22 protein-coding genes are annotated in these 19,792 nt (G+C 62.8%); 7 read left to right on the top strand and 15 right to left on the bottom strand.

What is annotated here, in order from left to right; genetic code table 11:
* Nucleotides 1-79 precede the first annotated feature (79 nt).
* Together H3H51_RS10850 and H3H51_RS10845 are read right to left on the bottom strand one after the other, a co-directional pair.
* Entirely contained in the window at nucleotides 80-1,474 is a 1,395-nt protein-coding gene (locus tag H3H51_RS10850; protein WP_183089059.1) for a tryptophan--tRNA ligase, read from the bottom strand.
* 18 nt (nucleotides 1,475-1,492) lie between these two features.
* Nucleotides 1,493-2,116: an alpha/beta hydrolase gene (locus H3H51_RS10845; protein ID WP_183089348.1), complete on the bottom strand. Its 624-nt coding sequence runs from the start codon at nucleotides 2,114-2,116 to the stop codon at nucleotides 1,493-1,495.
* A gap of 138 nt (nucleotides 2,117-2,254) precedes the next feature.
* Here H3H51_RS10845 and H3H51_RS10840 point away from each other — a divergent pair, with 138 nt between their 5' ends.
* A complete protein-coding gene (locus H3H51_RS10840; RefSeq protein ID WP_183089058.1) occupies nucleotides 2,255-2,689 on the top strand; it encodes a YhcB family protein in 435 nt (144 codons plus the stop codon).
* Between the two features lie 147 nt (nucleotides 2,690-2,836).
* On the opposite strand, the gene cysN is transcribed toward H3H51_RS10840, so the two are convergent.
* The 3 genes from cysN to H3H51_RS10825 form a co-directional block, all read right to left on the bottom strand.
* Nucleotides 2,837-4,735 carry a sulfate adenylyltransferase subunit CysN gene (gene cysN / locus H3H51_RS10835; protein ID WP_183089057.1) on the bottom strand — a complete coding sequence of 633 codons (1,899 nt, stop codon included), beginning with the start codon at nucleotides 4,733-4,735 and terminating at the stop codon, nucleotides 2,837-2,839.
* Nucleotide 4,736: 1 nt separating this feature from the next.
* Nucleotides 4,737-5,654 (bottom strand): sulfate adenylyltransferase subunit CysD, encoded by a 918-nt coding sequence (gene cysD / locus H3H51_RS10830; protein WP_043309127.1) that lies wholly within the window; start codon nucleotides 5,652-5,654, stop codon nucleotides 4,737-4,739.
* Between the two features lie 156 nt (nucleotides 5,655-5,810).
* Entirely contained in the window at nucleotides 5,811-6,569 is a 759-nt protein-coding gene (locus tag H3H51_RS10825) for a Nif3-like dinuclear metal center hexameric protein (protein ID WP_183089056.1), read from the bottom strand.
* Between the two features lie 381 nt (nucleotides 6,570-6,950).
* Here H3H51_RS10825 and algW point away from each other — a divergent pair, with 381 nt between their 5' ends.
* Complete coding sequence (algW, locus tag H3H51_RS10820; protein ID WP_183089055.1) at nucleotides 6,951-8,105, top strand: Do family serine endopeptidase AlgW; 1,155 nt, start codon at nucleotides 6,951-6,953, stop codon at nucleotides 8,103-8,105.
* Between the two features lie 46 nt (nucleotides 8,106-8,151).
* Here the strand turns inward: algW and hisC are convergent, their stop codons facing one another.
* The 10 genes from hisC to H3H51_RS10770 form a co-directional block, all read right to left on the bottom strand.
* Nucleotides 8,152-9,207, bottom strand: coding sequence for a histidinol-phosphate transaminase (gene hisC, locus H3H51_RS10815; protein ID WP_183089054.1), 1,056 nt, complete (start codon nucleotides 9,205-9,207; stop codon nucleotides 8,152-8,154).
* Nucleotides 9,208-9,316: 109 nt separating this feature from the next.
* The gene (gene hisD / locus H3H51_RS10810; RefSeq protein ID WP_183089053.1) at nucleotides 9,317-10,627 is read right to left on the bottom strand and encodes a histidinol dehydrogenase; all 1,311 of its coding nucleotides are present in this window, start codon (nucleotides 10,625-10,627) and stop codon (nucleotides 9,317-9,319) included.
* Nucleotides 10,628-10,750: 123 nt separating this feature from the next.
* Nucleotides 10,751-11,386, bottom strand: coding sequence for an ATP phosphoribosyltransferase (gene hisG / locus H3H51_RS10805; RefSeq protein WP_183089052.1), 636 nt, complete (start codon nucleotides 11,384-11,386; stop codon nucleotides 10,751-10,753).
* Between the two features lie 81 nt (nucleotides 11,387-11,467).
* Nucleotides 11,468-12,733: a UDP-N-acetylglucosamine 1-carboxyvinyltransferase gene (gene murA, locus H3H51_RS10800; RefSeq protein ID WP_183089051.1), complete on the bottom strand. Its 1,266-nt coding sequence runs from the start codon at nucleotides 12,731-12,733 to the stop codon at nucleotides 11,468-11,470.
* Between the two features lie 22 nt (nucleotides 12,734-12,755).
* Nucleotides 12,756-12,995, bottom strand: a complete 240-nt coding sequence (locus H3H51_RS10795) for a BolA family protein (protein ID WP_183089050.1) — start codon at nucleotides 12,993-12,995, stop codon at nucleotides 12,756-12,758.
* 124 nt (nucleotides 12,996-13,119) lie between these two features.
* The gene (locus H3H51_RS10790; protein WP_183089049.1) at nucleotides 13,120-13,428 is read right to left on the bottom strand and encodes an STAS domain-containing protein; all 309 of its coding nucleotides are present in this window, start codon (nucleotides 13,426-13,428) and stop codon (nucleotides 13,120-13,122) included.
* A complete protein-coding gene (locus H3H51_RS10785; RefSeq protein WP_183089347.1) occupies nucleotides 13,425-14,069 on the bottom strand; it encodes an MlaC/ttg2D family ABC transporter substrate-binding protein in 645 nt (214 codons plus the stop codon). The genes H3H51_RS10790 and H3H51_RS10785 overlap by 4 nt, the downstream gene beginning before the upstream one ends.
* A gap of 2 nt (nucleotides 14,070-14,071) precedes the next feature.
* Complete coding sequence (mlaD, locus tag H3H51_RS10780; RefSeq protein ID WP_183089048.1) at nucleotides 14,072-14,539, bottom strand: outer membrane lipid asymmetry maintenance protein MlaD; 468 nt, start codon at nucleotides 14,537-14,539, stop codon at nucleotides 14,072-14,074.
* Entirely contained in the window at nucleotides 14,539-15,336 is a 798-nt protein-coding gene (mlaE, locus tag H3H51_RS10775) for a lipid asymmetry maintenance ABC transporter permease subunit MlaE (protein WP_183089047.1), read from the bottom strand. Before mlaE ends, mlaD begins: the two co-directional genes overlap by 1 nt.
* The gene (locus H3H51_RS10770) at nucleotides 15,336-16,145 is read right to left on the bottom strand and encodes an ATP-binding cassette domain-containing protein (RefSeq protein WP_183089046.1); all 810 of its coding nucleotides are present in this window, start codon (nucleotides 16,143-16,145) and stop codon (nucleotides 15,336-15,338) included. The genes mlaE and H3H51_RS10770 overlap by 1 nt, the downstream gene beginning before the upstream one ends.
* A 244-nt stretch (nucleotides 16,146-16,389) precedes the next feature.
* On the opposite strand from H3H51_RS10770, the gene H3H51_RS10765 reads away from it, so the two are divergent.
* Genes H3H51_RS10765 through lptB form a run of 5 tightly spaced genes read left to right on the top strand, consistent with a single transcriptional unit; the run spans nucleotide 16,390 to nucleotide 19,724 of the window.
* The gene (locus tag H3H51_RS10765) at nucleotides 16,390-17,364 is read left to right on the top strand and encodes a KpsF/GutQ family sugar-phosphate isomerase (protein ID WP_183089045.1); all 975 of its coding nucleotides are present in this window, start codon (nucleotides 16,390-16,392) and stop codon (nucleotides 17,362-17,364) included.
* Entirely contained in the window at nucleotides 17,365-17,889 is a 525-nt protein-coding gene (locus H3H51_RS10760; RefSeq protein ID WP_183089044.1) for a KdsC family phosphatase, read from the top strand.
* 8 nt (nucleotides 17,890-17,897) lie between these two features.
* Complete coding sequence (gene lptC / locus H3H51_RS10755) at nucleotides 17,898-18,467, top strand: LPS export ABC transporter periplasmic protein LptC (protein ID WP_183089043.1); 570 nt, start codon at nucleotides 17,898-17,900, stop codon at nucleotides 18,465-18,467.
* Nucleotides 18,454-18,999, top strand: a complete 546-nt coding sequence (lptA, locus tag H3H51_RS10750) for a lipopolysaccharide transport periplasmic protein LptA (protein ID WP_183089042.1) — start codon at nucleotides 18,454-18,456, stop codon at nucleotides 18,997-18,999. Before lptC ends, lptA begins: the two co-directional genes overlap by 14 nt.
* Entirely contained in the window at nucleotides 18,999-19,724 is a 726-nt protein-coding gene (gene lptB / locus H3H51_RS10745; RefSeq protein WP_183089041.1) for an LPS export ABC transporter ATP-binding protein, read from the top strand. The genes lptA and lptB overlap by 1 nt, the downstream gene beginning before the upstream one ends.
* The last annotated feature ends 68 nt before the right edge of the window (nucleotides 19,725-19,792 follow it).

The raw sequence follows: 19,792 nt of genomic DNA, 5'->3' as shown, positions 1-19,792 counted from the left end.
AAATTCGGTAACAAAAACGGGGCGGTCACTTTAGCGACGCACCCCGTGCTTGGCAATCAGCCAGTAGCTTGGCCGGGATTTATTCCTGCGGCGCCAGCGCCTCGCGCAGACGGGCAATACCGGCCTCACAGGCCGCGCCATCGGCAAAATCCAGGCTCTCGCCAATCAGTTCGCCATCCAGCCACAGGCCGAAACCTGCGCCCTGCGCACGCACATCCAGCGCCTCGCCGGATTGCAGGCGCTTGCTGGCCTGCCCCGCCGCCTTGCCGTCGGCGAAGGACTTGGACAGCAGCAGTTGCTCGCCAGCGGCATCCAGCAGGCGGAAACGGAAGCTGCCGTCTTCGTCGCGGAAGCTGACGAAGCGTGCAGCCTTGACCGCAGTCTTCTTAGACTTAATTACTCGACCATCCAGCTCTGCCGAAAGTGAAATCGAGGCAGCCCCCTCAATATGAACAACACGAGGCTTAAACGAGCGCAGACCCACCGCCTCACGCAGCTCGTTGAGGAACGGGGTGGCAGTCTTGCGGGCCTTGGCCGCACCAGCGAGGAGAATGTCCTCCAGATCGGCCGGCTGCTCGATCAGCGTGTGATAGCGCTCGCGGGCCTCGCCCAGTTCGTTGTCGAGCAGCTGGAACAGGCGGTTCTTCGCCTCGCCCCAGGCCAGGCCGGCGAGCAATTCGGCACGGAACTCGGCCTGCTGCGCCGGCGTAGAGAAGGCCTGGTAGAGAGTGAACAGGTGCGAGCTGTCCGGATCCTTGGCTTCGCCCGGCAGCTTGGAGTCGGTGACGATGCGGGCGATGGCATCCTTGAGCTGCTTGGCGCTGCCGAACAGCGGAATGGTGTTGTCGTAGCTCTTGCTCATCTTGCGACCGTCGAGGCCGGGCAGGGTCGCCACTTCTTCCTCGATCACCGCTTCCGGCAGGGTGAACAGCTCTTTGCCCTGGCCGAACAGATGGTTGAAGCGCTGACCGATGTCGCGGGCCATTTCCACGTGCTGGATCTGGTCGCGACCGACCGGCACCTTGTGCGCGTTGAACATCAGGATGTCCGCCGCCATCAGCACCGGGTAACTGAACAGGCCCATGGTGATGCCGGCATCCGGGTCTTCGCCCTGCTCGACGTTCTTGTCCACCGAGGCCTTGTAGGCGTGGGCGCGGTTGAGCAGGCCCTTGCCGGCGACGCAGGTGAGCAGCCAGCACAGCTCGGGAATCTCGGGGATATCGGACTGGCGGTAGAAGGTCGCCTTGTTCACGTCCAGGCCGCAGGCCAGCCAGGTGGCCGCAATCTCCAGGCGCGAACGCTGGATGCGCGCCGGGTCATCGCACTTGATCAGCGCGTGGTAGTCGGCGAGGAAATAGAACGAGTCGGCGTCAGCAGCGCGGCTGGCGACGATGGCCGGACGGATAGCGCCGGCGTAGTTGCCCAGGTGCGGGGTGCCGGTGGTGGTGATGCCAGTCAGGATTCGGGTGGTCATGTTCGGATATCGCTTCGATTAGAGACGTGGCTGAACCAGGTCTTTGAGTTCAGGCAGCTTGCCGTGAAAAAAGTGGCCGCATTCTGCCACTTTCAACAGCTCGTGAGGACGTTGCTGGGCCGCCGACCAGGCAAACACCTGTGCAGGATCGATCACTTCGTCTTGCTCAGGCTGGATCAGCGTCAATATGGCCCGCTCAGGCAGTTGCTCAGGCGGCTGCAGGCGATGCACCGCCGGGGCGACCATGAACAGCCGCTCGACGTCCACGCCCTGCTGCTCCAGGCGCCCAGCGGTCGCCGCGGCAACGAAGCCACCAAAGGAAAACCCGAACAGGCTCAGCGGCAACTGCGGCTGCTGGCCACGCAGCCAGTGAGCCGCCGCCTCGGCGTCATCCACCTCGCCGGTGCCCATGTCATGGCTGCCGGCACTGGCGCCTACGCCGCGGTAATTGAAGCGCAGGGTGCTGTAGCCCATGTCACGCACGGCACGCTGCAGGGTGGATACAACCTTATTGAGCATGGTGCCGCCCTGTACCGGGTTCGGGTGGCAGATCAGCGCCACGCCTTTGGCATCGGGCACTTCGAGGTAGAGCGCTTCCAGCGGGCCGCACGGGCCATCGAGGGAGAAAGGGGTTTCGCGGATCAACTGCGGGAACTCCGTGACCCCGGATCGGGTCGACACGTCTTGGTTAAGCACAACGCACAACACAGCTCGCGAGCGGTATACAGCGCGGTTTGGAGCCGCTACCGTAAAGCAAAGCCGTATAGAGAGGAAGGACTCGTGGAACAGACGATCACGCCCTGGTTGCTCCCCGCCATTGCCCTGCTGGCAGGTGTCGCCATCGGCTTTCTGGTGGCGCGCCTGCTGCCCAACGCCGCGCCCAATCGCACCCAGCGCCAGCTGGACGACATGCAGCAACGCTTCGAGTCCTACCAGAGCGACGTAGTGACCCATTTCAACACCACCGCCAGCCTGGTGAAGAAGCTCACCCAGAGCTACCAGGAAGTGCAGGAACACCTGTCCGAAGGTGCCAACCGCCTGGCCCTCGACGAGTTGACCCGCCAGCGCCTGCTCGCCGCACTGCATGCCGACGAAGGCAACGAAAAGCGCGAACGCCTGACCCCGCCGAAGAACAACGAAATGCCCAAGGACTACGCACCGAAGGCACCGGACGCCCCCGGCACGCTGGATGAAACTTTCGGCCTGAAGCGTTGATCAGCGGTTAACAGCCGAGAAAAAGCCCCGTCGATGCGGGGCTTTTTTACGCCTGATGGTTCCCACTCGCGGCCCCGAAACCATCAAACGGTGACCAGGCGCGCACAAAAAAGCCCCGCATGGCGGGGCCTTTTTGCCTAACCAGGCTTAGATCGCGCCGCGGGCCCGCAGTACGTCCAGCACCAGCTTCACGCCCTCTTCCACCGACACCGACTGCGTATCGATCACCAGATCGGCATTCAGCGGGATGTCGTAGGGGAAGGACTCGCCCGGGATGTTGTCGCCAGCGGCGGCATACAGGCCCTGCGGGTCACGCTCGGCGCAGACCTGCGGCGACGCTTGGACGTAGACGGTGATCAGACGATCATTGCCGATCAGCGCCTTGGCCTGTTCGCGGCCTTCGGCATCCGGAGCAACGAACGCAGCAAGGGTCAGCAGGCCGGCTTCGTTGAACTGACGCGCCACGTGAGCGGCACGGCGCCAGTTCTCGGTACGCCCGGCACGGTCCTGCGGCAGACCCTTGTTCAGGTCGTGACGCAGGTTCTGGCCGTCCAGCACGTACACCGCACGCCCCATGTCGAACAGCTTGCGCTCGACGGCATAGGCCAGGGTGCTCTTGCCGGCGCCGGACAGGCCGCTGAACAGCACGGTGGCCGGTTGCTGGCCGAAGCGCGCGGCACGCTCTTCGGTCGACACGTGGGCCAGCTCACCATGGTGAGTGCTGCCACCCGCGCCAACCGCATCGGCGATGATCATGCCGGCGCCGACGGTGCCGTTGGTCAGCCGGTCGATGACGATAAAGGCGCCGGTGGTGCGGTTGTGCGCGTAGCCGTCGAGGGCGATCGGCGCATCGAGGGCAACCTTGACCTTGCCGATCTCGTTGAGCTGCAGGCTGCTCGCGGCGCCCTCTTCCAGGGTGTTCACATCGACACGGTGGGCGATGCTGGCAATCGAGCCCGGCACGTAGCTGGTGGCGCGTTTGATGTCGTATTTCTTGCCCGGCAGCATCGGCTCTTCAGCCATCCACACCAGCATGGCGTCGAAGCTGTCGACCACCTGCGGGCGGTTGTCGGCATGCACCAGCATGTCGCCGCGGGACACGTCGATCTCGTCTTCCAGGGTCAGGGTGATCGCCTGGCCCGGGCCGGCCTGCTCCAGCTCACCCTCGAAGGTGACGATGGATTTGACCTTGCTGCCCTTGCCCGACGGCAGGGCGATGATTTCGTCGCCCTTGCGCACGATGCCGCTGGCCAGGGTGCCGGCGAAACCGCGGAAGTTCAGGTTGGGACGGTTGACGTACTGCACCGGGAAACGCAGGTCGTTGAAGTTGCGGTCACCCGCAACCTCGACGGTCTCGAGAATTTCCATCAGCGACTGGCCGGTGTACCAAGGCGATTGTTCGCTCTTGTTCACCACGTTGTCGCCCTTGAGCGCCGACATCGGTACGAAGTGCATCGAGCTTGGCTTGAAGGCAATGCCGTCGACAAACGCCAGGTAATCGCTCTTGATCTGCTCGAACACGCCCTGATCGAAGCCCTTGAGGTCCATCTTGTTGACGGCGATGACGATGTGTTTGATGCCCAGCAGGCTGGCGATGAAGCTGTGGCGCTTGGTCTGGGTCTGCACGCCGTAACGCGCGTCGATCAGGATGATCGCCAGGTCGCAGTTGGACGCGCCGGTGGCCATGTTGCGGGTGTACTGCTCATGGCCGGGGGTGTCGGCGATGATGAACTTGCGCTTGGTGGTGCTGAAATAGCGGTACGCCACGTCGATGGTGATGCCTTGCTCGCGCTCGGCTTGCAGACCGTCGACCAGCAGCGCCAGGTCGATGTCTTCACCGGTGGTGCCGACTTTTTTCGAGTCTTTGGTGATGGCATCCAAGTGGTCTTCATAGATCATCTTGGAGTCATGCAGCAGGCGGCCAATCAGCGTGCTTTTGCCGTCGTCGACGTTGCCACAGGTGAGGAAGCGCAGCAGCTCTTTACGCTCGTGCTGGGCCAGGTAGGCAAGGATGTCCTCGCTGATCAATTCGGATTGGTGCGACATATTAAAAGTACCCCTGACGTTTCTTCTCTTCCATCGAGCCGGAAGAGTCATGGTCGATCACTCGGCCTTGGCGCTCAGAGGTCTTGGCCAGCAGCATTTCCTGAATGATTTCCGGCAGGGTACTGGCGGTGGATTCCACCGCGCCCGTCAGCGGGTAGCAACCCAGGGTACGGAAGCGCACCATCTTTTTATGGATGCTGGCTTTCTGCTCAGGGGTGAGGTGTTCGAGGATGCGCTCGTCGTCGATCATGATCAGCGCGCCGTTCATCTCGATCACTTCGCGCTCTTCGGCGAAGTACAGCGGCACGATTGGAATCTGTTCCAGATAGATGTACTGCCAGATATCCAGCTCGGTCCAGTTGGACAGCGGGAATACGCGGATCGACTCGCCTTTCTTGACGTTGCCGTTGTACACGTTCCACAGCTCGGGACGCTGGTTCTTCGGGTCCCAACGGTGCTTGCTGTCGCGGAAGGAATACACGCGCTCCTTGGCGCGGGACTTCTCTTCGTCGCGGCGCGCGCCACCGAAGGCGGCGTCGAAGCCGTACTTGTCCAGCGCCTGCTTGAGACCCTCGGTCTTCATCACGTCGGTGTGCTTGGCACTACCGTAGGTGAAGGGGTTCATGTCCTGCGCCACGCCATCGGGGTTGGTATGGGTGATCAAGTCCAGGCCGTATTCTTTGACCATCTTCTCGCGGAAGCTGTACATCTCCTGGAACTTCCAGCGCGTATCGACGTGCATCACCGGGAACGGCAGCTTGCCGGGGAAAAACGCCTTGCGCGCGAGGTGCAACATCACGGCGGAGTCTTTACCGATGGAGTACAGCATCACCGGGTTATCGAACTCGGCGGCTACCTCGCGGATGATGTGGATGCTTTCCGCCTCCAACTGCTTCAGATGCGTCAATTTATCGAGCATGGCTACTCACGGCTATCTCACGAAGAGAGCGTTATTGGACGGCCTACGGGCCGTGGACGAGGGCGGCACTTTATCACAGCACCCCATTCTATTCAGGAGCCCTGTTAGATCGAAACGATCTAGCTTTATGCCTGCAGGAAAGGCCGTATTGGCGCCTTAAATCGGATTCGGACAGTCGATAAACAGGTGCTCCAGCGCGAAACGCCGCGCCAGGTAATCGCCCAGGGCCTGCACACCATAACGCTCGGTGGCATGGTGACCGGCGGCGATGAAGCTGATGCCGTTTTCGCGGGCACTGTGGAAGGTCTGCTCCGAGGCCTCGCCGGTCAGGTACAGGTCGACGCCGGCCGCGATGGCGTTGTCGATGTAGCCCTGGCCACCGCCGGTGCACCAGCCGATCTTGCGGATCATGCCTTCGCCCTCCACCAGCAGCGGCTCGCGACCGAGGACTTCCTGTACGCGGCGGGCGAAATCGCGCGCGCTCATGGGCTCATCCAGCGAACCGACCAGGCCGACAATCCTGGGATTGTTCGGGTCGAGCGGGCCTTCAACGGTGATGTCCAGCTGACGCGCCAGCTGCACGTTGTTGCCGACTTCCGCGTGCAGGTCCAGCGGCAGGTGATAGGCCAGCAGGCTGATGTCATTGCTCAGCAGGGTCTGCAGGCGACGGCGCTTGATGCCGGTGATGCAGGCATCCTCACCCTTCCAGAAGTAGCCGTGGTGCACCAGCACCACATCAGCCTCGGCCTCCACTGCCGCATCCAGCAGCGCCTGGCTGGCGGTAACGCCGCTGACGATGCGCCGTACCTGTGGCCGCCCCTCGACCTGCAGGCCATTGGGGCAATAATCGCTGATGCGCGCGGCGCTCAGAAAGCGCTCCGCTTCTTCCACCAGGGTGGTCAGGGCGATGGCCATGGGGAATCCTCTTCAATCTGTTGCGGGCACTGCATTCTTGCCGGGCGCCCGTCGGGGTCTGCTGCTGTTTCGTTCGCGAGCCGCGTTGCTGCGCAAAATCGCGCCAGGCTAGGCGTGGGACGCAGGCAATGGTCATCCCCTTGGCAAGTCCCACAACGACGCATGGCACGATTTTGCGCGCAACCCGCAGGGACGGGCCATTTTTTTGCGCGGAACGTCGCTACTCGACGGCTCATTTGGACGACCAAACCTCGCGTCTCGTGCCTAGCTCCGCACAAAAAATGGCTCCGTCGCGGTCGTGAACGAAACAGCAACAGACCCTATAATGCCGCCACCTTAAGGGCCACTCAGTGCCCTCGCAACCCTCAGGATTCTCCCTCGATGTTCAAGGCCCTGCGTTTCTATGGCTGGCCCCTGCTGGCCGGTCTGCTATTGGCGATGCTGATCATCCAGCGTTACCCGCAGTGGGTCGGCCTGCCCAGCCATGACGTGTACCTGAAGCAGGCACCGCAGTACGGCGTCGCCCAGGAAGGCCCGGTGTCCTATGCCGATGCGGTGACCAACGCTGCGCCGGCGGTGGTCAACCTGTACACCACCAAGATGGTCAGCCGCTCAACCTCGCCGATGTTCGATGACCCGGTATTCCGCCGTTTCTTCGGCGACAACCTGCCCAAGCAGCGGCGCATGGAATCCAGCCTCGGTTCGGCGGTAATCATGAGCCCGGAAGGCTACCTGCTGACCAACAACCACGTCACTGCAGGCGCCGACCAGATCGTCGTGGCGCTCAAGGACGGCCGCGAGACCGTCGCCCGCCTGGTCGGCAGCGACCCGGAAACCGACTTGGCCGTGCTCAAGATCGACCTCAAGGACCTGCCGACCATGACCCTCGGCCGCTCAGAGCAGATCAAGACCGGCGACGTCACCCTGGCCATCGGCAACCCCTTTGGCGTCGGCCAGACCGTGACCATGGGCATCATCAGCGCCACCGGGCGCAACCAGCTGGGCCTCAATACCTACGAGGACTTCATCCAGACCGACGCGGCGATCAACCCCGGCAACTCCGGCGGCGCCCTGGTCGACGCCCACGGCAACCTGATCGGCATCAACACCGCGATCTTCTCCAAGTCCGGCGGCTCGCAAGGCATCGGCTTCGCCATTCCGGTGAAACTGGCGCTCGATGTGATGAAGGCGATCATCGAGCATGGCCAGGTGATTCGTGGCTGGCTGGGCATCGAAGTGCAGCCATTGACCCAGGAACTGGCCGAGTCCTTCGGCCTGCAGGGCCGTGCTGGCATCCTGGTCGCTGGTATCTACCGCGGCGGCCCGGCGCAACTGGCCGGGCTGCAGCCTGGCGACCTGATCATGCGTATCGGCAATGAAGAAGCCATGGATGGCCGCCGCTCGATGAACCAGGTGGCACGGGCCAAGCCCGGCGAGAAGATCGTCGTCGAAGTGCTGCGCAACGGCGAGACGCTGGAGCTGACCGCCGAAATCGGCGTACGCCCCCCGCAGGAAGCCAAGCAGCAGGAAGAATGAAAAAAGGCGCCGAAAGGCGCCTTTTTTCATAGCAAAGTCCGCGCGATTACAGCACCTGAGCCAAGGCATCCAGCAGCGCCTGGTTCTGCTCCGGCGCACCAATGGTGATGCGCAGGAACTGGGCGATACGCTGCTGCTTGAAGTGACGCACGATCACGCCATGCTCACGCAGCGCCGCCGCCAGCTCAGCCGCATCGTGCTGCGGGTGACGGGTGAATACGAAGTTGGCCGCCGATGGCAGCACCTCGAAGCCCAGGGCAGACAGTGCCGCGACCAGTTGCTCACGACTGTCGATCACCGCCTGGCAGGTCTGCTGGAAATACGCCCGGTCCTCGAACGCCGCCGCCGCGCCGGCAATTGCCATGCGGTCCAGCGGGTAGGAGTTGAAGCTGTTCTTGATCCGCTCCAGCGCCTCGATCAGGTCCGGGTGACCGACCGCCAGGCCCACTCGCAGGCCCGCCAGCGAGCGTGACTTGGACAAGGTCTGCGCCACCAGCAGGTTCGGATAACGGCCGACCAGGCTGATCGCCGTTTCGCCGCCGAAGTCGATATAGGCCTCATCGACCAGCACCACCGTTTCCGGGTTGGCCTTGAGCAGGCGCTCGATGGCGTCCAGGCCCAGGGCGCAACCGGTCGGTGCATTGGGGTTGGGGAAGATGATGCCGCCGTTCGGGCGCGCATAGTCTTCCACGCGAATCTGGAACTGCTCATCCAGCGGCAAGGCCTCGTAGGCAATGCCGTACAGGCCGCAATAGACCGGGTAGAAGCTGTAGGTCACGTCCGGAAACAGCAGCGGCCGGCCGTGCTGGAACAGGCCGTGGAAGGCATGTGCCAGCACCTCGTCGGAGCCGTTGCCGACAAATACCTGGGCGGTCTGTACGCCGTAGTAGTCAGCCACCGCCTGCTTCAGGCGGTCGCTATTGGGGTCCGGATACAGGCGCAGGCTGTCATTCAGCTCGGCCTGCATGGCGGCGATCGCCCTGGGCGATGGGCCGTAGGGGTTCTCGTTGGTGTTGAGCTTGACCAGCTTGGCCAGTTTCGGCTGCTCACCCGGTACGTAGGGCACCAGGTCCTTGACGAAGGGGCTCCAGAATTTGCTCATCTGCCCTTCTCTCCTCGAATTCGTTCGATCTGCTTTGTGTAGGAGCCAGCTTGCTGGCGATCCCTATTGAGAGCATCGCCAGCAAGCTGGCTCCTACAAGGTTCGGTGTTTACGGCTTGATGCGGTACTCGGCGCTACGGGCGTGGGCGGTCAGCGACTCGCCACGGGCCAGCACGGAGGCCACCTTGCCCAGTTCAGATGCGCCTTCCGCCGAGCAATGGATGATCGACGAGCGCTTCTGGAAGTCGTACACGCCCAGCGGCGAGGAGAAGCGCGCGGTGCCGGAGGTCGGCAGCACGTGGTTGGGCCCGGCGCAGTAGTCGCCCAGCGCTTCTGCGGTGTAACGGCCCATGAAGATTGCACCGGCGTGGCGGATCTGCGGCAGGTACTGCTCGGGGTTCTCCACCGACAGCTCCAGGTGTTCCGGCGCAATACGGTTGGCCACTTCGATGGCCTGGGCCATGTCGGCCACCAGGATCAGCGCGCCACGGCCTTCCATGGAGGTGCGGGCGATGGCCTCGCGCTCCAGGGTCGGCAGCAGCTTGGCAATGCTTTCGGCGACGCGATCGAGGAACGCCGCATCCGGGCTGACCAGGATCGACTGGGCGTCTTCGTCGTGCTCGGCCTGGGAGAACAGGTCCATGGCGATCCAGTCCGGATCGGTCTGGCCGTCGCAGACCACGAGGATCTCCGAGGGACCGGCGATCATGTCGATGCCGACCTTGCCGAATACGTGGCGCTTGGCGGTGGCTACATAGATGTTGCCGGGGCCGACGATCTTGTCCACCGGCGGCACGCTTTCGGTGCCGTAGGCCAGCGCGGCCACGGCCTGGGCGCCACCGATGGTGAATACGCGGTCAACGCCGGCGATGCAGGCAGCGGCGAGGACGATCTCGTTGATCTCGCCACGCGGGGTCGGCACCACCATGACCACTTCCGGCACGCCGGCAACCTTGGCCGGGATGGCGTTCATCAGCACCGAGGAGGGGTACGACGCCTTGCCGCCCGGCACATACAGACCGGCGCGATCCAGCGGCGTGACCTTCTGCCCCAGCACCGTGCCATCGGCCTCGGTGTAGCTCCAAGAGTCCTGTTTCTGCCGCTCGTGGTACAGGCGCACGCGCTCGGCGGCCTTCTCCAGGGCGCTGCGCTGCTCGGGTGTGATGCGGGTCAGGGCCAGCTCCAGACGCTCGCGCGGCAGGATCAGGTCAGCCATCGAGGCGACGTTGAGGCCGTCGAATTTCTCGGTGAACTCGACCAGGGCAGCGTCGCCGCGCTCACGCACGGCTTTGATGATGTCGAGCACGCGCTGGTTGACGCCATCGTCCGACACACTTTCCCAGCTCAGCAGATGATCCAGATGACGAGCGAAGTCCTGGTCAGCGGCGTTGAGTCGGCGGATAGCGATGGGACTGGTCATAGCGGGCCTCTTGATTGGCAAATGCTCGGGCGTCGCTAGGCTACCAAGCCAACCGCATGGACGCCCGAGAAAAGTGGCTATGACACGGATAGGCAGACGCGGCGTAACGCCGCGTTGAGGGTATTAGCTGGGGTGTCGCGATTCGACGGCTTGGCGCAGGGTATCGATCAGCGCCTGGATGCGGCTGTGCTGCATCTTCATCGACGCCTTGTTGACCACCAGGCGCGAACTGATCTGGGCGATCAACTCCTGGGCTTCCAGACCGTTGGCGCGCAGGGTGTTGCCGGTATCGACCACGTCGATGATGACGTCAGCCAGGCCGACCAGCGGTGCCAGCTCCATGGAGCCGTACAGCTTGATCACTTCGACCTGACGGCCCTGCTCGGCGTAGTAACGCTTGGCCACGTTGACGAACTTGGTGGCCACGCGCAGGCGGCCTTTCGGCTCCGGCGCGCCAACCTTGCCGGCGGTCATCAGTTTGCACTTGGCAATCTGCAGATCCAGAGGCTCATACAGGCCCTGGCCACCGTACTCCAGCAGCACGTCCTTGCCGGCCACGCCGATGTCCGCGGCGCCATGCTCGACATAGGTCGGCACGTCGGTGGCACGGATGATCAGCAACTGCACATCGTCCTGGGTGGTGGGGATGATCAGCTTGCGGCTCTTGTCCGGATTCTCGGTCGGCACGATACCGGCCTCTGCCAGCAACGGCAGGGTGTCGTCGAGAATGCGGCCTTTGGACAGCGCGATGGTGAGCATTGCTAAACCTAATCCTTAGAAGCGCTTTGAAACGTCTGGCGCTGGCGAGCCCGGGCTCGCCAGCGGTGGAGCAACCCGCAACTAGCCCGGTACGCGGCGGATCTTGGCGCCCAGCAGCTGCAGTTTTTCCTCGATGCACTCGTAACCACGGTCGATGTGGTAGATGCGGTCGATCAGGGTTTCGCCTTCGGCGACCAGTGCGGCGATCACCAGGCTGGCGGATGCGCGCAGGTCGGTGGCCATGACGGGAGCACCCTTGAGCTGCGGTACGCCGGTGACGATGGCGGTGTTGCCCTCGACCAGGATATGCGCGCCCATGCGGTTCATTTCATAAACGTGCATGAAGCGGTTCTCGAACACCGTCTCGATCACGGTGCCGGTACCCTCGGCGATGGCGTTGAGGGAGATGAACTGCGCCTGCATGTCGGTCGGGAAAGCCGGGTACGGCGCAGTGCGCACGTTGACGGCTTTAGGGCGCTTGCCCTTCATGTCCAGCTCGATCCAGTCCTTGCCGGTGGTGATCTCGGCGCCGGCTTCCTGCAGCTTTGACAGTACGGCCTCGAGGATGGTCGGATCGGTGTCCTTCAGCTTGACCCGGCCGCCGGTAGCAGCCGCGGCCACCAGGTAGGTGCCGGTTTCGATACGGTCGGGCATCACGCTGTAGCGACCGCCACCGAGGCGCTCGACGCCGTCGATGGTGATAGTGTCGGTACCGGCACCGCTGACCTTGCCGCCCATGGCGTTGATGAAGTTGGCCAGGTCGACCACTTCCGGCTCACGCGCGGCGTTTTCCAGCACGGTACGGCCTTTCGCCAGGGCCGCGGCCATCATGATGTTCTCGGTACCGGTCACGCTGACGATATCGAAGAAGAAGTGCGCGCCACGCAGGCCGCCTTCCGGCGCCTTGGCCTTGATGTAGCCGCCTTCGACATCGATCTTCGCGCCCATGGCTTCGAGGCCACGGATGTGCAGGTCAACCGGACGCGAACCAATGGCGCAACCGCCAGGCAGCGCGACTTCGGCTTCGCCGAAGCGAGCAACCATCGGGCCGAGCACCAGGATCGAGGCGCGCATGGTTTTCACCAGCTCGTACGGCGCGACCAGGGTCTTGATGCTGCTGGCGTCGACTTCGACGCTGAGCTTCTCGTCGATGATCGGCTGCACACCCATGCGACCGAACAGCTCGATCATGGTGGTGATGTCGTGCAGGTGCGGCAAGTTGCACACGGTGACCGGGGTATCGGCCAGCAGGGTGGCTGCAAGGATCGGCAGGGCAGAGTTCTTCGCCCCGGAAATGCGGATTTCGCCGTCGAGACGGATACCGCCAGTAATAATCAGTTTGTCCATTCGGATCTCGTTGCCCGCAGGCTCAGGAACGCTCGGCCCAGGCGGCCTGGCTGAAGAATTTCATGGTCACGGCGTGGATGCTGCCATCAGCGATCCAGGCATTGAGATGGGCGTAGATCTGCTGCTGGCGTTTTACCGGGCTCAGTGCAGCCAATTCATCACTGATCAGGTTCAGCTGGAAATTGCAGCCCTCGCCTTCCACCTCAACACGGGTGTTGGGCAACTTGGCCTCCAGGAGGCTTTTTACTTCGACGGCCTGCATGCTCAACCTCGATCAGCACAATGATAGTTCGGCGGGGCATGGCCTCGCGGGTCGGCAATCATACAAAAAAGCCCCCCGCCTGCGAAGCCCGAGGGTCGGGATCGCTGACAGAGGGCCTGATTATTCAAGCCGGAGTGGCGAATAACTCGTGCAACCCGGAAACCCGGGCGATTTCCTGCATATCGCTCGGCAGGCCGCGCACGCTGAGGCTTTTACCGGCGCCGCGAGCATCGCGCATGAATGCCAGCAGCAGCGACAGGCCAACGCTGCTGGACTTTTCCACCGCGGCGCAATCAAGCACCAGGCTCGCGGCCGGGCTGCCCTGGATCAGCGCTCGCCCCGTCTCGCGCAATTGCGGGCCACTGCGGTAATCGAGCACGCCAGACAGCAGCAGCTCGCCGGCTGCGCCCTGACGGATGGCGCTTTCGCTCATTGCCCGTCGGCCTTCTGGCCGGTGGCGCTGTCCTTGGCCTTGGCGACCACGTCGGCCCAGCCGTCGATGGTCTTGTCCAGGTCGTTGCCGTTGCGCTGCATGGCATCAGCGAACTGATCACGGAACAGCTTGCCGACGTTGATGCCGTTGATGATCACGTTGCGCAGCATCCACTGACCGTTGAGCTGCACCATGGTGTAGGACACCGGATAGATGGTGCCCTTGCTGTCGCTGACTTCCATGCCGACGCTAGCACGGCCATCACCCTCGGGCTTGGCGGCCAGGACGCGGATGCCCTGGTTGTCGTATTCGAGCAGGGCATTGCCGTAGAACTGCATCAGGCTGCGCTTGAAGTTGTCTTCGAAACGCTGCAACTGCGCGTCACTGGCGCCGCGCGAGTATTTGACGGTCATGATGCTGCGCGAAATGCCTTCGCTGTCGACCACCGGACCGAGGATGCGATTCAGGCTGTCATAGAACGACTGCGGATTCTGCTTGTAGGCCTCTTTGTTGGCCTTCAGGTCACCGAGCAGCTGATTGGTGGTCTGCTCGACCACGTCATGGGCAGTCGGCGCGGCCTGAGCCAGCAGCGGCAGGATGGCAAGTGCGGCCAGCAGGCCGTTGCGCAGGGAATTGAGCATGCTCATTTGCTTTCCTTGTTCACCGAATTCATCAGGAATTTACCGATCAGGTCTTCCAGCACCAGCGAGGATTGGGTGTCGTGGATGGTCCCACCCTCTTTGAGCAGGTCTTCCTCACCACCAACGCTGATGCCGATGTACTTCTCGCCCAGCAGGCCCGCGGTGAGGATCGAGGCAGTGGAATCCACTGGCAGGTTGTCTACCCGTTTCTCCACTTCCATGGTCACCCTACCGGTATAGCTGTCGCGATCCAGGTCGATGGCCGTGACCTTACCGATGGTCACGCCCGCCATGGTCACCTTGGCCCTGACGGTAAGACCGGCAATATTGTCGAAGTTCGCATACAGCTTGTAGGTGTCGCCCGAACTTGCAGCGGACAAACCACTGACCCGCAGGGCCAGGAGCAATAACGCCAGCAGTCCAGCCAGCAGGAACAGGCCGACGCCAACTTCCAGGGAGCGGCTTTGCATCAGATATCTCCAAACATCAGGGCGGTCAGAATAAAGTCGAGGCCGAGCACGGCCAACGAGGCGTACACCACAGTCTTGGTGGTGGCGCGGCTAATGCCTTCCGAGGTGGGCTCGCAATCGTAGCCCTGGTACACGGCGATCCAGGTGACCATGAAGGCAAACACCATGCTCTTGATCACACCGTTGAGCACGTCTTCAGTGAACTGCACGCTGTTTTGCATGTTCGACCAGAACGAGCCTTCGTAGACCCCCAGCCAGTCCACCGCGACCATCGCTCCACCCCAGATGCCGACCACGCTGAAGATTGCAGCCAGCAGCGGCATGGAGATGAAACCGGCCCACAGGCGCGGCGCGATGATGTATTTGAGCGGGTCGACGCCGATCATTTCCAGGCTCGACAGCTGCTCGGTGGACTTCATGTTGCCGATTTCCGCGGTCAGTGCCGAACCGGCACGCCCGGCGAACAGCAGACCGGTCACCACCGGCCCCAGCTCACGCAGCAGGGTCAGGGCCACCATCTGCCCGACAGCCTGCTCCGAGCCATAGCTGGTGAGGATGTTGTAACCCTGCAGCGCCAGGACCATGCCAATGAACAGGCCGGCCACCACGATGATCGGCAGCGACAGCACGCCGACCGAATACAGCTGGCGAATCAGCAGTTGCCCGCCGTTGCGCAGACCACTGCGACCGAACAGCGAACTGCCCAGGAACAACGCCGAGCGCCCCATGGCCGCCACCACATCGATCCCGGAGCGACCGATCAGACGGACCCGCTCCAGCGGAGACGACTTACGCATCAACGCGCTCCCAACAAATCTTCAAGGTAATCCGGGGCCGGATAATGGAAAGGCACCGGACCGTCCGGAATGCCCTGCATGAACTGCTGGATGCGTGGGTTATCCGAATTCATCAGCTCGGCCGGCGTGCCCTGCCCCAGCACCTGGCCATCGCCTACGACATAGAGGTAGTCGGCGATGCTGGCGGTTTCGGCTAGGTCGTGGGAAACCACCACACTGGTGATCCCAAGCGCATCGTTGAGCAGGCGAATCAGACGCACCAGAACGCCCATGGCGATAGGATCCTGACCGACGAACGGTTCGTCATACATCAATATCTGCGGATCCAGGGCAATGGCCCGGGCCAGCGCCACGCGGCGCTTCATGCCACCGGACAGCTCGTCCGGCATCAGTTCCACGGCGCCACGCAGGCCCACGGCCTGCAGCTTCATCAGCACGATGTCGCGGATCATCTCGTCGGACAGCTGGGTGTGCACGCGCAGCGGGAAGGCAACGTTCTCGAACACATCCAAGTCGGTGAATAGCGCACCGCTCTGGAACAGCACACCGAACTGCTTGCGCATATCGAACAGATCGGCCCGCGACAGCGTCGGCAGGTTCTGCCCGTTGACCCAGACCTCGCCACTGGAGGGCTTAAGCTGGGCAGCAATCAAGCGCAACAAAGTGGTCTTGCCGCAGCCGGAAGGCCCCATGATGCCGGTGACCTTGCCCCGCGGGATGCGAATATCGATGTTATCGAAGATGTTGCGCGCGCCACGCTTGAAGGTCAGGCCCTTCAACTCGACGGCATAGGCATTTTCGGCGCTCATCCAAACTCCTTGTGATACAGCCTTCCATGGACAGACGCAGTATCCCGCCACCGGGGCACCGCACGCATGCTGGACAGACCGAACAAGGCGCGGAATATAGCATCGGCAGGCGCCCGGCCCAAGGCATGAGGACTTTTTCCTGATGTTTCCGGGCAACATTTCCTGCGGGAGATGGTCGGAGGTGAGCGAATCCGGCTTTGCCGTTATAATCCCCGCCTTTTCTGCCTGGCATCGTGAATCCGTCATGTTCCAATCCAGCGAACTGATCCAATCCGCACAACGCACCATTCGCCTCGAGATCGAGGCCATTGAAGCCGTGCTCGCCCGCATCAATGGCGACTTCGTGAAGGCCTGCGAGCTGCTGCTGGCCTGTAAGGGGCGTGTCGTGGTGGTTGGCATGGGCAAGTCCGGGCACGTCGGCAACAAGATCGCCGCGACCCTGGCCAGCACAGGCACGCCGGCGTTCTTCGTGCATCCGGCCGAAGCCAGCCACGGCGACATGGGCATGATCACCCGTGACGACGTGGTGATCGCCCTGTCCAACTCCGGCTCTACTGCAGAAATCGTCACCCTGCTGCCGCTGATCAAGCGCCTCGGCATCACCCTGATCAGCATGACGGGCAATCCCGACTCGCCGCTGGCCAAGGCCGCCGAGGTCAACCTGGATGCCCGCGTAGCCCAGGAAGCCTGCCCGTTGAACCTGGCCCCGACGTCATCCACCACAGTCTCCCTGGTGCTCGGCGACGCCCTGGCCATCGCCCTGTTGGAAGCACGCGGCTTCACCGCCGAAGACTTCGCCTTCTCCCACCCGGGCGGCGCCCTCGGCCGGCGCCTGCTGCTCAAGGTCGAGAACGTCATGCACAGCGGCGAACGCCTGCCCCTGGTGCAGCGCGGCACCTCGCTACGCGACGCCCTGCTGGAAATGACCAACAAAGGCCTGGGCATGACGGTGATCGTCGAAGGCGACGGCACGCTGGCCGGGATCTTCACCGACGGCGACCTGCGCCGCACCCTAGATAAAGGTATCGATGTACGCCAGGCGAGCATCGATACGGTGATGACCGTCCACGGCAAGACCGCCCGCGCCGAAATGCTCGCCGCCGAGGCTCTGAAAATCATGGAAGACCACAAGATCAACGCACTGGTAGTCGTGGATAGCGAGGACAAGCCCGTCGGCGCCCTCAACATGCACGATCTGCTGCGCGCCGGAGTGATGTAAATGAACGCTGAACTGCTGCAACGCACCCAGGCCATCAAACTGGCCATTTTCGACGTGGACGGCGTGCTGACCGATGGCCGCTTGTACTTCCTCACCGACGGCAGCGAATTCAAGACGTTCAACACCCTCGACGGCCACGGCATCAAGATGCTGATCAACTCCGGGGTGCGCACCGCCATCATCAGCGGGCGCAAGACCCCGGTGGTCGAGCGCCGCGCCCAGAACCTCGGCATCCAGCACCTGTACCAGGGCCGCGAAGACAAGCTGGTAGTGCTCGACGAACTGCTCGGCGAACTGGGACTAAGCTACGAACAGGTCGCCTACCTCGGTGACGACCTGCCCGACCTGCCGGTCATCCGCCGCGTTGGCCTGGGCATGGCCGTGGCCAGCGCCGACAGCTTCGTCCGCCAGCACGCCCACGGCGTTACCGCTGCCCGCGGCGGCGAAGGCGCCGCGCGCGAATTTTGCGAGCTGATCATGCGCGGCCAGGGCACGCTCGAAGCCGCCCAGTCCGCCTACCTCTAGGATTTTTCATGCCCGGCAAACTGCGCAACGCCCTACTCGCCATTCTGGTCGCCGCCCTGCTGGTGGCGCTCGGCTATTGGAACATCCGCCCGGAAAGCTTCATGGACAAGCCCGCCAAAGCCGATGCGGAGCAAGCCATCGACTTCTATGTGCTCAAGGCCCATACCGTGCAGTTCCAGGAAGACGGCAAGCTGCGCTACGAGATGACTGCCGACAAGCTGGAGCACCTCAAGGCCACCGACGTGACCCTGGTGCAGAAGCCCGACCTGCAGCTCTACCGCGGCACCGAGCAGCCCTGGCATGTGCAGAGCGAGCGCGGCGAAGTCGCACCGCAGGGCAGCGAGGTTGAACTGATCGACAAGGTGCGCATCGCCCGTACCGACGCAAAAGGCCGACCCACCGTGATTACCAGCAGCCGGATGACCGTATTTCCGGACAAAGAATATGCGCAGACCCAGCAAGCCGTTAGAATCGAGGCCGCCAACGGGGTGACCACGGCACAGGGAATGAAAGCGTACATGAATGACGGCAGGATCAACCTGCTGTCCAACGTAAGAGGCCAGCATGAGGTTCGTTAAAACCCTCCCCCTTCTGCTCAGTCTGGGCAGCGCACTTGGAAGTGCCGCTGCCTGGGCCCTACCCAGCGATCGCGACCAGCCGATCCGGGTACAGGCCGACAGCGCTGAACTGGACGACAAGCAAGGCGTGGCGGTGTATCGCGGCGGCGTGGTGATCACCCAGGGGACCCTGAAGATCACCGGCGACACCGTGACCATCACCCAGGACAAGAACGGCGATATCGAACTCTTCACCTCGGTGGGCAAGCCTGCCTACTACGAGCAGAAGCCGTCTGCCGACAAGGACATCGTCAAGGCCTACGGCCTGACCATCCAGTACTACGCCAGCAACGAACGCATCGTCCTGATCGACCAGGCCAAGGTCATCCAGCAGGGCAATACCTTCGAAGGCGAGAAGATCGTCTATGACACCCAGCGCCAGATCGTCAACGCCGGCCGCGCCAATGGCACCTCGGTGACCACGCCGCGCCCACGCATCGACATGGTCCTGCAACCACGCAAGAAAACCGGCCAGCCGGAGCAAGCGCAGTAATGGCGACCCTGAAAGCCCAACACCTGGCAAAGAGCTACAAGAGCCGGCAGGTCGTCCGTGACGTCAGCCTGTCCATCGACAGCGGCCAGATCGTCGGCCTGCTCGGCCCCAACGGCGCCGGCAAGACCACCTGTTTCTACATGATCGTCGGCCTGGTGCAGGCCGATCAGGGCCGCGTACTGATCGACAACCTCGACATCAGTCACCAGCCCATGCACGGCCGCGCGCGCGCCGGCATCGGCTATCTGCCGCAGGAAGCTTCGATCTTCCGCAAGCTGTCGGTGGCCGACAACATCATGGCCATCCTGGAAACCCGCAAGGACCTCGACCGTGCCGGCCGCCGCGCCGCACTGGAAGCCCTGCTGCAGGAATTCCACATCAGCCATATCCGCGACAACCTGGGCATGAGCCTGTCCGGTGGTGAGCGACGTCGCGTGGAAATCGCACGGGCCCTGGCCACCGAGCCGAAGTTCATCCTGCTCGACGAACCTTTTGCCGGCGTCGACCCGATTTCGGTCGGCGACATCAAACAGATCATCCACCACCTCAAGGCCAAGGGCATCGGCGTACTGATCACCGATCACAACGTGCGCGAGACCCTGGATATCTGCGAAACCGCCTACATCGTCAACGACGGCCAGCTGATTGCCGAAGGCGATGCCGAGACCATTCTGGCCAACCAGCTGGTCAAAGAGGTGTACCTGGGACACGAATTCCGCCTCTGACGCAGGCGCTGCTTCACTACATGGATGTTGTCAAGCCTAGGCAAAGCCCCGACTTTCGGGCATATAAT

Origin of the sequence: Aquipseudomonas ullengensis (assembly GCF_014174475.1) — a bacterium.
GTDB lineage: Bacteria > Pseudomonadota > Gammaproteobacteria > Pseudomonadales > Pseudomonadaceae > Aquipseudomonas > Aquipseudomonas ullengensis.
The sequence above is the reverse complement of the archived record's forward strand: the minus strand, read 5'-3'. Positions and strand labels throughout refer to the sequence as shown.